The 12,933-nt window shown below is 31.9% G+C and carries 9 protein-coding genes; all 9 read left to right on the forward strand.

Going from position 1 to position 12,933, the window contains the following annotated elements:
- The first annotated feature begins 18 nt into the window (after window positions 1-18).
- The 9 genes from recO to RR561_RS05480 all read left to right on the forward strand — a co-directional run bounded on the left by recO (window position 19) and on the right by RR561_RS05480 (window position 12,431).
- Window positions 19-765 carry a DNA repair protein RecO gene (gene recO, locus RR561_RS05440; RefSeq protein WP_332506541.1) on the forward strand — a complete coding sequence of 249 codons (747 nt, stop codon included), beginning with the start codon at window positions 19-21 and terminating at the stop codon, window positions 763-765.
- 18 nt (window positions 766-783) lie between these two features.
- The gene (locus tag RR561_RS05445; RefSeq protein WP_332506542.1) at window positions 784-1,446 is read left to right on the forward strand and encodes a DUF4342 domain-containing protein; all 663 of its coding nucleotides are present in this window, start codon (window positions 784-786) and stop codon (window positions 1,444-1,446) included.
- 59 nt (window positions 1,447-1,505) lie between these two features.
- Complete coding sequence (glyQ, locus tag RR561_RS05450; protein WP_332506543.1) at window positions 1,506-2,390, forward strand: glycine--tRNA ligase subunit alpha; 885 nt, start codon at window positions 1,506-1,508, stop codon at window positions 2,388-2,390.
- Window positions 2,383-4,446: a glycine--tRNA ligase subunit beta gene (gene glyS / locus RR561_RS05455; RefSeq protein WP_332506544.1), complete on the forward strand. Its 2,064-nt coding sequence runs from the start codon at window positions 2,383-2,385 to the stop codon at window positions 4,444-4,446. The genes glyQ and glyS overlap by 8 nt, the downstream gene beginning before the upstream one ends.
- 285 nt (window positions 4,447-4,731) lie before the next feature.
- Window positions 4,732-5,367 carry a helix-turn-helix transcriptional regulator gene (locus RR561_RS05460; protein WP_334309591.1) on the forward strand — a complete coding sequence of 212 codons (636 nt, stop codon included), beginning with the start codon at window positions 4,732-4,734 and terminating at the stop codon, window positions 5,365-5,367.
- Between the two features lie 22 nt (window positions 5,368-5,389).
- Window positions 5,390-6,229, forward strand: coding sequence for a pyruvate, water dikinase regulatory protein (locus RR561_RS05465; RefSeq protein WP_332506546.1), 840 nt, complete (start codon window positions 5,390-5,392; stop codon window positions 6,227-6,229).
- Window positions 6,230-6,341: 112 nt separating this feature from the next.
- Window positions 6,342-8,987 (forward strand): pyruvate, phosphate dikinase, encoded by a 2,646-nt coding sequence (ppdK, locus tag RR561_RS05470; protein ID WP_332506547.1) that lies wholly within the window; start codon window positions 6,342-6,344, stop codon window positions 8,985-8,987.
- Window positions 8,988-9,439: 452 nt separating this feature from the next.
- Window positions 9,440-10,603: a CD0519/CD1768 family membrane protein gene (locus tag RR561_RS05475; RefSeq protein ID WP_332506548.1), complete on the forward strand. Its 1,164-nt coding sequence runs from the start codon at window positions 9,440-9,442 to the stop codon at window positions 10,601-10,603.
- Between the two features lie 664 nt (window positions 10,604-11,267).
- On the forward strand, window positions 11,268-12,431 hold the full coding sequence (locus RR561_RS05480; RefSeq protein ID WP_332506549.1) for a CD0519/CD1768 family membrane protein: 1,164 nt from the start codon (window positions 11,268-11,270) through the stop codon (window positions 12,429-12,431).
- Window positions 12,432-12,933 lie beyond the last annotated feature (502 nt).

The following is a 12,933-nucleotide window of genomic DNA, read 5'->3' on the forward strand; positions in this document are numbered from 1 at the left end:
ATTTAAAAGGTGATGATAATGATAGTATTGAACACTCAAGGAGTGGTACTTAAGAGTCTCAAATATAATGATGACGATTTGATTTTAACGATTTTTACGAGGATGTATGGCAAGGTATCAGCAATAGCAAGAGGTGCTCAAAAGCCTAAAAGCAAGCTCCTTCCAACATCACAGTTGTTTTCTTATAACAACTATACTTTAAAAAAACAAAAAGGCTTGTTTGTAGTATATCAAAGCGATAATATTAAGAGTTTTTATAATATATCAGCGGATTTTGATAGTTTTTCTTATTCTGCATTTATATTAAAGTTGGTGGAAATGAACACTGAAGAAGGTCAGGTTAATAATGAATTATTTGGCCTTTTGGTACAAACTTTATTTTTATATTCAGAAGGGTATGAAAATAAAATATTTCTGCTAGATATATTTATAGTGAAATTTATAGATCTTATGGGATATAAGCCACAAGTAAGTAAGTGTGTATCATGTGGCAAAACAAGTTACAAATATGCAGTATTTTCAATAGAAGATGGTGGAATAGTATGTGATAGTTGTGTAGATCCGAATAAATTTTATATAAAAATAGATCAAACTACGATATCACTTATGCAATATATATTAAATAATGATATAATAGTATGTAGTAAGGCACAAGTTTCAAATATTTTAGTAAATGAGCTTTTTTATTTATTAAAAAAGTATCTTGTAAATTATTTTGAAAAGATAGATTTCAAGTCTCTTGAAATGTTAAAAAATCTTAAATAGTAGGGGAAGGAGAAAATTATGGCACAGATAACAATAGAAATGGTAGATGAAGTAATGGAAAGACTTCCATACGTTTCTTACAAGGATGCAAAAAGCGCTTTGTTGGAAGCTGATGGGGATGTATTAGATGCAGTTATTATTTTAGAAAAATCTAAACCTTTTAATCTTGATGGTTTGAAAGATGGTATAAAGAAAGAAAATATCAATTCAATAGGTGATAAATTTACTGAAGAAACAGAAAGATTGAGAGAACAAATCGTTGAACTTTTAAAAAATGCAAAAAGTGTGAGGTTGATTATAGAAAAATCTGATAGAATTATACTAAATATCCCTCTAGGTGTTGGGGTGTTAGGTGTAGCTGCTATGCCGATACCGACATTATTAGGTCTATCAGCAGCTGTTATAGCCAATTTTACTGTAAGAATCGCTGATGAAAATAGTGATGCAGAGGTAGAATTTGGTGCGATGACTCCAGAAAAACTAGAAATACTAAAAGAGATGCTGACAAGTTCATTAGAAGAGATGAAAATAATTCTTGCAAATGAAAAGAATAAAGAAGATGAAAAAAATAATAGCTCAGATATTACAGATGAGTTAATTAATGAAGAAGAAAGTAAAAATGATTCAGAGTATATAATTTTAGATAATAAAAAAACTGAATTAAATGAAGAAGAAAAGTAAGAGAAAGAAAAAGCAAATTAGTAGTTTGAAAAAACTATAATATATTCAGGAGGAGTTTTATGAATTTTCAAGATATGATTTTAACTTTGCAAAATTTCTGGGCAAAGCAAGGTTGTTTGATGACACAACCATATGATGTCGAAAAAGGTGCGGGGACTATGAACCCAAATACTTTTTTAAGATCTCTTGGTCCAGAACCATGGAGAGTATGTTACGTGGAGCCATCTAGAAGACCAGCAGATGGTAGATATGGTGAAAATCCTAATAGATTATACCAGCATCACCAGTTTCAGGTAATACTTAAGCCATCACCAGACAATATTCAGGATCTTTACTTAGATTCTTTACGTGCAATAGGTATCAATCCAGATGAACATGACATTAGATTTGTTGAAGACAACTGGGAAGCGGCTACAGTAGGAGCTTGGGGACTTGGTTGGGAAGTTTGGCTTGATGGTATGGAAATTACTCAGTTTACATATTTTCAACAGGTAGGTAATTTAGAATGTGAACTTGAAACAGGAGAAATTACTTATGGACTAGAAAGAATAGGAATGTATATTCAGGATGTAGACAGTGTATATGATCTAAAATGGAATGACAAAATAACATATGGTGAAGTCTTCAAAAAGCAAGAATATGAAAATTCAAGATACTCATTTGATGAGTGTGATTATGAAATGTTGTTTAAGATATTTGATCTATATGAAAAAGAGGCTATAAGACTTGCTGAAATAGGCTTGGTAATACCTTGTTACGATCATGTTTTAAAGTGTTCTCATATATTTAATACTTTGGATGCAAGAGGAGCTATAGGTGTAAGCCAAAGAGCATCATTCATAGCTAAGATTAGAAATCTTGCAAAAGTAGTAGCTGAAAGTTATGTAAAGCAAAGAGAAGAAATGGGATATCCATTGATGAAAGCAGGTGAAGGAAATGAATAATTATCTACTATATGAAATTGGTGTAGAAGAAATGCCCGCTAGATTTGTGGAATCTACATTAGTTCAATTAAAGAAAAATTTAACTAAAGACTTAAATGAAAAAAGAATAAAATTTGATGAAATAAATACATATGCAACACCAAGAAGATTGGTTCTTATAGTAAAAGGCTTAGCAGATAGACAAAGCAATCTAGAAGAAGAGCTAAGAGGACCATCTAAGAAAATTGCATTGGCAGAAGATGGTAGTTTTACAAAGGCAGCCCTTGGTTTTATGAGAGGTAAAGGCCTTGATGAAAAGGATGTATATTTCAAAGACATAAAGGGAACTGAGTATTTATTTGCTACAATTAAAGAAGAGGGATTAGAAACATCAGAAGTATTGATGGAAGTTCTTCCTGATATAGTGAAAAATGTTGTATTCCCTAAGTCAATGCGTTGGGGTGGAAGAAGTATGAGATTTGTTAGACCTATTAGATGGCTAGTGGCTCTTATGAATGACACTGTAATTCCAGTAGACCTTGAAGGAATAGTTGCATCAAATATAACAGTTGGTCATAGATTCCTAGGGGCAAAGAACATAGAAGTAAATAGTATAGAAGAGTATCTAACAAAGCTAAAGGAAAATTATGTAATTTTAGATCAGGACCTAAGAAAAAAGATGATTCTAGATCAAATCAATGAAGTAGCTAAGAGTGTTGGTGGAAATGTTGATATGGATGAAGAATTGCTAGAAGAAGTTACATACATAGTTGAATATCCAACTGCCTTTTATGGTGAATTTGACAGAGAATATCTAGAATTACCAAAAGAAGTAGTGAAGACTCCTATGAAGGCTCATCAGAGATATTTCCCAGTGATAGATAATGATGGTGAATTATTGCCATACTTTATTGCTGTAAGAAATGGTAATTCACATAAGATTGAAAATGTAAAAAGAGGTAATGAAAAGGTTCTAGAAGCTAGATTAGCAGATGCTTTATTCTTCTTTAAGGAAGACACATTACATGATCTAGAGTATTTTAGAGAAAAACTAAGTTCAGTAGTTTTCCAAGAAAAGTTGGGAACTTTGCTAGACAAATCAGAAAGACTATGTAATATTTCAAAGAAGCTAGAGGATAGTTATGATGTTGATAATGATAAAATAGAAAGAGCAGCATATCTTTGTAAGGCAGATCTTGTAACTAACATGGTATTTGAATTCGATGAATTACAGGGATATATGGGTATGGAATATTCTAAAATCAAGGGTGAAGATAGTGTTGTTTCAAAAGCAATATTTGAACACTACTTACCAAGATTTAATGGCGATATAGTTCCTAGTACTATGGAAGGCTCTATGCTGTCAATAATAGATAAGATGGATACTATTGCAGGTTTCTTCGCTATAGGAATTACACCTACAGGATCTGCAGATCCGTTTGCTCTTAGAAGACAGTGTCTAGGCATACTAACTATACTTTTGAAGAATAATATAGAACTAGATGTAGCCAGCCTAGCAAGCATTGTTTTGGATGAGTATACTAACATAGAGTTTAACAAGGAAGATGTTATAGAAAATATCGTAATATTCTTCAATGAAAGAACAAAGAATATGTTTAAGGATATGGGTATAAGATATGACGTTATAGATGCAGTATTATCTCAGAAAGAAAAAAATATATTAGATCTATATACGAGAGCGGAAGCAATAAATAAGTGGATAAATAGAGATTCATTAACAGATATGTTGGTAGCATTTAATAGAGTATCAACATTAGCTGAAAAATCACAGAGCAAGGTTATAGATAAATCTTTATTTGTAGATGAATCAGAAGGCAAACTTTACAAAGAATTTTTAGTTGTTGATAAAGAAATATCTGAATTGATGTCTCAAAAAGAGTATACTAAATCTCTTGATGAGTTTGCAACATTAAAAGGATCTATTGATAATTTCTTTGATTCAGTGATGGTGATGGATGATGATGAAAAAATTAAAAACAATAGATTAGCACTTCTTGACAATATTTATAGCTCAATGCTACAAATATGTGACCTATCTAAGATAGTGTATAAGTAGTAATAATAGTGTATCATAATTGTGAGAATTAGAGGGGGAACTGTTATAGTGAACCTTTTAGTTCTCTTTTTTTATCTTACACACTACTTAATTAAATAAAATGTAATATTTGATTTTGTATTATCTTTTATTAAAGCTATTTAAAGCTTTATAAAAGTAGTTTTTCTAAAATATCTATATATTTCCAATAAATCTATTGATTAATCACAAATATAGTATTATAATATACTATATACAAATGGTATATCACATATATAGTGGTTAGTATAGATTAATTGAAAGTAGGTGATTGTTATCCAGCTTAATGAAAGGCAATTGAAGATTATTGACATAGTAAAAGAAAATGAACCAATCACTGGAGAAAAGATTGCTGATAGATTAAATGTTACAAGGGCAACTCTCCGTTCGGATTTAGTGGTTCTCACTATGACAGGAATATTGGATGCTAGGCCTAAAGTTGGTTACTTTTATTTAGGAGAGGGAGATTTTTCGAATGAAAATTCCTCTATGAAGAAAATGAAAGTATCTGAAGTTATGGGAATTCCCCTTACAGCTAGACAGGAAGATTCAGTCTATGATGTAGTGGTAAATATATTCTTAGAAGACTCTGGCGGAGTGTTCATAATAGATGAGCAAGATTATCTGTGCGGTGTAGTATCTAGAAAAGATCTTTTGAAGGCAACTGTTGGTGGAAGCGATATCACTAAACTGCCTGTGGGAATGATAATGACTAGAGTACCAAACATTGCTACGGTATTAGAAGACGACTTAGTTAGTCAAGCAGCTAAAAAGCTTGTAAAAAGAGAGGTAGACAGTGTCCCAGTAGTAAGATATATAAATGGTGACAAAGAAAAAATGAAGATAATTGGAAAAATTTCTAAGACATCGATTACAAGACTTTTTGTAGAAATTACTGAATAAATTCTATACATCGGGAGGTATTATGAAGACAACTTTTAAAATCTTTATCGTGTCAGATTCTCTTGGTGAGACTGCTAGAGCTGTTGCTAGAGCGACTATTTCACAGTTTCCAGATATAGAGACTTGGGACATTAAGAGATTCCCATACGTAAATAATGAAGAAGTATTGAAAGAAGTATTAAAGCAAGCAAAGGAAAGTAATGCACTTGTTTTATATAGTATAGTAAGTAAAGAACTAGGTGAACTTGCCAGAGAAATATGTCATCAAGAAAATATAGAATATGTTGATTTATTATCTGACATAATAGATAAACTTAGTAAAAAATTTGGTATGGAGCCATTAAGAGAAGCAGGAGTTATCAGAAAAATGGATAAGTCTTACTTCAATAGAGTGGAAGCTATCGAATTTGCAGTTAAATATGATGATGGTAAAGATCCAAGAGGGGTTCTAAAGGCAGATCTTGTCTTAGTAGGAATATCAAGAACATCAAAGACGCCTCTTAGTATGTATTTAGCAAATAAGCATATAAAGGTAGCAAATGTACCTCTAGTACCTGAGGTTCCTATTCCAAAAGAATTAGATAGTGTAGATCCAAGAAGAATAATAGGGCTTACAAATTCACCAGAAAAGCTAAATGTTATAAGAACAGAAAGATTAAAGGCTATGGGACTTAGTGGGTCAGCAAATTATGCAAAACTAGATAGAATACTAGAAGAATTAGATTACTCAGAAGAAGTAATGAAAAGACTGAAATGTCCAGTGATAAATGTAGCAAATAAGGCTATTGAAGAGACAGCTGGAATAATATTAGATATATTAAAAGAAAATGATATTGATATATTAAAAGATTATGAGATATAGTTGGCTATATATTATGGGGCTAAAAAGTCCCATAATATATATCTAACTCTCTAAAAATTTTTAAATATAGATTAAATATTGACTAATAACGAGTTTATTTTAGGAGGAAGTTATGAGTACTAAATTTGTTTACAGTTTTAACGAAGGAAATAAGGAAATGAGAGGTTTGCTTGGTGGTAAGGGAGCAAACTTAGCAGAAATGACTAATATTGGTTTAACTGTTCCTCAGGGATTCACAATCACTACAGAGGCTTGTAATGATTACTATGATAATGATCTAAAGATAAGACAAGAAGTATTAGATCAAATCGACGAAAAGTTAGCTCAGCTTGAAAAAGAGCAGGGAAAAACATTAGGATGCGAGAAGAATCCTCTTCTAGTATCAGTAAGATCTGGTGCAGTATTCTCAATGCCAGGTATGATGGATACAATATTGAACTTGGGATTAAATGATATAAGTGTTAATGGATTGATAGAGTCAACTAAAAACGAGAGATTCTCATATGACAGTTATAGAAGATTCATACAAATGTTCTCAGATGTTGCTATGGAAGTTCCAAAGTATAAGTTTGAAAATGTTTTGGAAAAGAGAAAACAAGCAAAGGGATATACTGATGATACTGAGTTGACTACTGAAGATTTAAAGGAAATAGTAGAAGAATTCAAGGCAATATACAAAAAAGAAGTTGGAGATGATTTCCCACAGGAACCAAAGAAGCAGTTAATGTTATCAATTGAAGCTGTATTTAGATCTTGGAACAACCCAAGAGCAATCGTTTACAGAAGATTAAATGATATAGATAACAAGTTGGGTACTGCAGTAAATATACAGTCAATGGTATTTGGTAACATGGGTGACGATAGTGGTACTGGTGTTGCATTTACAAGAAACCCTTCAACTGGAGAAAATAAGTTATTCGGTGAATACTTAATAAACGCTCAGGGCGAAGATGTTGTTGCAGGAATAAGAACACCTCAAAGTATTGATACACTAAAGAATGATATGCCAGAAATATATGACGAATTTGTAAAGGCTACACATACTTTGGAAGCTCATTACAGAGATATGCAGGATATAGAATTTACAATAGAAAAAGGAAAGCTATATATACTACAGACAAGAAACGGTAAGAGAACTGCTAAGGCTGCTATAAATGTAGTAGTTGACCTAGTAAACGCAGGTGTTATTACTAAGGAAGAAGCAATAATGAGAATAGAACCTAATCAGTTAGATCAGCTTCTACATCCTACTTTTGCTCCTAAGGCATTAAAGGAAGCTGAAGAAATTGCAAAGGGTCTTCCAGCATCTCCAGGTGCAGCAGTTGGTAAGGTATACTTCCACGCAGAAGATGCAGTAGCACATGCTAAGGAAGGGGAAAAAGTTTTACTTGTTAGACAGGAAACTTCTCCAGAAGATATCGAAGGTATGGTAAGTGCTGAAGGTATACTTACTGCAAGAGGTGGTATGACTTCTCATGCAGCTGTTGTTGCTAGAGGTATGGGTAAGTGCTGTGTTGCAGGATGCGGACAGTTAAGAGTTGATGAAGCAGCTAGAGAAATAAGAGTAGGAAATAGAGTAATCAAAGAAGGACAGTATCTATCAATAGATGGTTCTTCAGGTAAGGTATATATCGGATCTATTGAAATGACTAGTGTAGAAGTTCATGGTAACTTCGCAGTATTTATGTCATGGGTAGATGAATCTAGAGATATGTTAGTAAGAACTAATGCAGACAACCCAAGAGATGCAAAGAAGGCTATAGAATTCGGAGCAGAAGGTATAGGTCTATGCAGAACTGAGCATATGTTCTTTGATGAAGAAAGAATACCAGCAGTTAGAAGAATGATATTAGCAGAAGAATTAGAAGACAGAGTAGCAGCTCTTGATAAGCTTCTACCATACCAGAGAGATGACTTCTATGGTATATTCAAGGCAATGAATGGAATGCCAGCGAACATAAGACTTCTAGATCCACCACTACATGAATTCTTACCTCATGATGAACCTTCAATAAATGCATTAGCTAAGCAGATGAATATTAAGCCATCAGATCTTCAAAAGAGAGTTGTTGACTTAGAAGAATTCAACCCAATGCTAGGACACAGAGGTTGTAGATTGGCTGTAACATATCCAGAAATATGTGAAATGCAGTCTAGAGCAATAGCACAGGGTGCTATATTAGCTGTAAAGGAAGGCATTGCTGTTAAGCCAGAAATAATGGTTCCTCTAATAGGTACAGCAAATGAACTTAAGATGCTAAGACCAATTATTGAAGAAGCTGTAAACGATGAAATGGAAAAGGCTGGAGTTAAATTTGATTACACTGTAGGTACAATGATAGAAATACCTAGAGCTTGTATAACTGCTGATGAAATAGCAGAAGTAGCTGACTTCTTCAGTTTCGGTACAAATGACCTTACTCAGATGGGATTCGGATATTCAAGAGATGATGCTGGTAAGTTCCTTGATGAATACGTAGACAAGGGAATACTAGAAAAGGACCCATTCCAGGTGTTAGATCAGGACGGTATTGGTAAATTCGTAGAAATGGCAGTTAAGCTAGGTAGAGGTGTTAAGCCAGAACTTAAGCTTGGTATCTGTGGAGAACACGGTGGAGAACCATCTTCAGTAGAATTCTGTTATAGACAAGGATTAAACTATGTATCTTGTTCACCATTTAGAGTACCAATTGCTAAGTTAGCTGCAGCTCAAGCAACTATAAAAGCACATAAAGGCGACATACATAGAGATAAATAAATCAATTAAATAATTAATAAATACACCTTTAAGTATACTTAAAGGTGTATTTTTAATGAAAAATTGATAAAAAAATAATTTAAAGTATATTAAGTGAAAATGCGTGAAAAACATTTATAAAGTAGTCATAAACTAAAAATAAATTACTGATAATTTATTTTCCTTTATAATTTAATTATTTTTCATGCTAATAATATAGTTGTAAAATTAATGTATATTTTTTTTAGTATTTTTTCGAAAATTAACTTAATAACATGAAAAAGAAACGTTTTTCTGAACTTATCTTTATTAATTAAAAGTAAAATATTCTTTTCTCTAATTTGTATTTTTCAAAAAAACATGGATAGAACAAAATAAAGTTGAAAAAAATATTTAGAAAAGTTATAATATATAAAAGGGTTTCAATATTTTGTAAATATAAAAGCAAAGGCTTGGAAGGAAGGTAACTATTTATGGACGGACGAAAAAAAGTAAAGGCGATATCTCTTGAAACTTTCGTTTTCTTATTTATTTTCATTGGCGGATTTGCTTGGGTAGGACATATAATGGGTGTTGGATTAATGTTCAAGACCATGATGGCCACCGCGCATGATCTGCTGTTACAAACAGTATTTCTAATAATGGCAATGGCTGTTTTAGCAGGAGCAATTAGTGGTTTATTATCAGAGTTTGGTGCAATCGCACTAATCAATAAGATATTCGCTCCTCTTATGAAGCCAATGTATGGGCTGCCTGGAGCAAGTATCACAGGAGTAATAGCAACATACTTGTCAGACAATCCAGCGATTATACCTTTCGCAAAGGATAAAACGTTTACACAGTACTTTAAAAAGTATCAGGTTCCAGCTCTATGTAACCTTGGTACAGCGTATGGTATGGGGTTGATTCTAACTACATTCATGATAGCACAGGGAAAGGAATATATAGCGCCTGCTCTAATAGGTAACTTGGGAGCAATAATAGGTAGTGTGATTAGTGTTAGATTAATGACTAAGCAGACTAGAAAGTATTATGGAGCAGAAGCAGACGAACCTTTCACAGTTATTGGTAATGACGGTGATGATGAAGTAATCGATGGAGAAGTAAGACTTGTAAGAGATGGTAACTTATTCCAAAGAGTATTAGACGCAATGTTAGAAGGCGGTAAAAACGGTGTTGAAATGGGTATGGACATAATACCAGGAGTATTAATAGTCTGTACACTAGTTATGATGCTTACATTTGGGCCATCAGCTGATGGAACTTATACAGGAGCTGCCTATGAAGGTGTAAAATTACTACCTTATTTAGGACAGAAAATTGCATTTATAATTGAACCATTATTTGGTTTCCAGTCACCAGAAGCAATAGCATTCCCTGTAACATCTCTAGGAGCAGTTGGGGCTGCAATGTCACTAGTTCCAGAATTTATCAAAACTGGTGTTGCTACTCCAAATGATATAGCAGTATTTACTGCAATGGGTATGTGTTGGTCAGGTTACTTAAGTACTCATATAGGTATGATGGATGCACTAGACTCAAGACCTCTAGCAAGTAAGGCAATTTTGTCTCATACAGTAGGTGGTTTGGTAGCAGGTATATCAGCGCATTTCTTGTTTATGCTGATAGTACATTGATGATCCTTTAAAAAATATAAAAATTTTAAAAAGTACACAACATATAATGAAATAAAATTTTGAATATAAAGCTTTAAAAAACAATTTTTATTTGATTATAGTATCTTAAGTATCTAGAGTTATTTTTATAATATCATTAAAATTTAGTAAATATTGAACTATTTTTATCATGGTAATTGAATTATTTTCAATTACCATGATTTTTTTATTGAAAAATAATTTAAAAAGGACTATACTAAAAGATATGGTAAAAACATACAAAGTATATATTTTATAAATAAAAAATATAAGTAATTAACATTTGGTATCAGTTGAGTGAATAGTCAATTGATTGAAAGAATATCACAGCAACATTTATTATAATCATAATTTTCATAACGAAATATCTTGAAGTAAATAAAAATATCAATGATTACAAGACTATAAGCTTTCTAACTAAAAATAATGAATATTTAAAAAAATGGGAGTGAGTAAATAGTTATTTCATATATCTATTTTTAGAAACTATTTAGAATAGTAATTTAATTGCAAAAAATAACATATAAAATAAATAAAAGTTGAAAAAAATATCAATAACATATATAATAAATAAAAAAGACCTTGTTTAGTTATTATTATATTAAACTTTTTGATGATTAAACATTACTTGAAAGGAAGGTAACACATGGAAGGACGTAAAAAAGTAAAAGCCATATCCCTTGAGACGTTCGTATTTCTATTTATATTTATAGGCGGATTTGCTTGGGTTGGGCATATAATGGGTGTGGGGCTAATGTTTAAAACGATGATGGCCACCGCGCATGATTTATTGTTGCAAACAGTATTTCTAATAATGGCAATGGCTGTTTTAGCAGGAGCAATTAGTGGTTTATTATCAGAGTTTGGTGCAATTGCACTGATCAATAAGATATTCGCTCCTCTTATGAAGCCGATGTATGGGCTACCTGGAGCAAGTATAACAGGAGTAATAGCGACTTATCTATCAGATAATCCAGCGATCATATCCTTTGCGAAGGATAAAACGTTCACTCAGTATTTTAAAAAATATCAGGTTCCAGCACTATGTAATCTAGGAACATCTTTTGGTATGGGATTAATATTAACCACATTTATGATATCACAAGGAAAAGAGTATATAGCACCTGCTTTAATAGGTAACTTAGGAGCTATAATTGGTAGTGTAATAAGTGTAAGGTTGATGACAAAGCAAACAAAAAAGTACTATGGATCTGAGGCGGAAGAGCCATATTCAGTAATTGTTGAAGATAATGATTCTAATAGTGAAATAAGTGGAGAAGTAAGACTTGTAAGAGATGGTAACTTATTCCAAAGAATATTAGATGCAATGCTAGAAGGTGGAAAGACAGGTGTTGAAATGGGTATGGACATAATACCAGGAGTATTAATAGTTTGTACACTAGTTATGATGCTTACGTTCGGACCATCACCAGATGGAAATTATACGGGAGCTGCCTATGAGGGTGTAAAATTACTACCTTATTTAGGACAGAAGATTTCATTTATAATTGAACCATTATTTGGATTCCAGTCACCAGAAGCAATAGCGTTTCCAGTAACATCTTTAGGAGCAGTTGGAGCTGCAATGTCACTAGTTCCAGAATTTATCAAAACTGGTGTTGCTACTCCAAATGACATAGCAGTATTTACTGCAATGGGTATGTGTTGGTCAGGTTATTTAAGTACTCATATAGGTATGATGGATGCACTTCACTCAAGACCTCTAGCAAGTAAGGCAATCTTGTCTCATACAGTAGGTGGTTTGGTAGCAGGTGTAGCAGCTCATTTCTTGTTTATGCTCATTGTTTAAAAAGTGAAGCAAATTAACAATAATCAATAGTTAGAATATCTTTGTTTAAGTATAATCTGATTAAAATAATGAAAATATATAAAATTAAAAGCCAAGACAAAAACTAAAAGGTTTAATTGTCTTGGCTTTTTTTGTATTAACTAAATGAATATTAAAAAAAACGATACTTATAATAGATATTATGAATATAAATAAAAAAGCAAATAGCCTATTCAAATAGTTATTCATAAATTAAAAAATATTTGATTGAGTAATTTAAATCCTATTCAATTTCTATCAATTAAATCTATAACAATTATTTAGATATTTAATTGTATTTTTATAAAAACGCAATTAATATCCATATACAAGTGTTATCAAGTAAGCTAAGCTTTTTAAAGAGATAATTAAATTATTTTTTATAGATAATTCTAAAAAGTGTTGCATTAATAACTTTTATACTTTTTATTAATTAGCTATAATCAATGTAACAAGATTAACAAAACAAATAAATATGAAAAAC

The organism is Peptostreptococcus sp. (assembly GCF_036639115.1).
Taxonomy (GTDB): domain Bacteria; phylum Bacillota; class Clostridia; order Peptostreptococcales; family Peptostreptococcaceae; genus Peptostreptococcus.

Excerpts from the sequence above, each read along its gene's own strand:
- glyQ (WP_332506543.1), top strand. The coding sequence starts at position 1,506 with ATGAATTTTCAAGATATGATTTTAACTTTGCAAAATTTCTGGGCAAAG.
- RR561_RS05475 (WP_332506548.1), top strand. The coding sequence starts at position 9,440 with ATGGACGGACGAAAAAAAGTAAAGGCGATATCTCTTGAAACTTTCGTT.
- RR561_RS05465 (WP_332506546.1), top strand. The coding sequence starts at position 5,390 with ATGAAGACAACTTTTAAAATCTTTATCGTGTCAGATTCTCTTGGTGAG.
- glyS (WP_332506544.1), top strand. The coding sequence starts at position 2,383 with ATGAATAATTATCTACTATATGAAATTGGTGTAGAAGAAATGCCCGCT.
- RR561_RS05480 (WP_332506549.1), top strand. The coding sequence starts at position 11,268 with ATGGAAGGACGTAAAAAAGTAAAAGCCATATCCCTTGAGACGTTCGTA.
- recO (WP_332506541.1), top strand. The coding sequence starts at position 19 with ATGATAGTATTGAACACTCAAGGAGTGGTACTTAAGAGTCTCAAATAT.
- ppdK (WP_332506547.1), top strand. The coding sequence starts at position 6,342 with ATGAGTACTAAATTTGTTTACAGTTTTAACGAAGGAAATAAGGAAATG.
- RR561_RS05445 (WP_332506542.1), top strand. The coding sequence starts at position 784 with ATGGCACAGATAACAATAGAAATGGTAGATGAAGTAATGGAAAGACTT.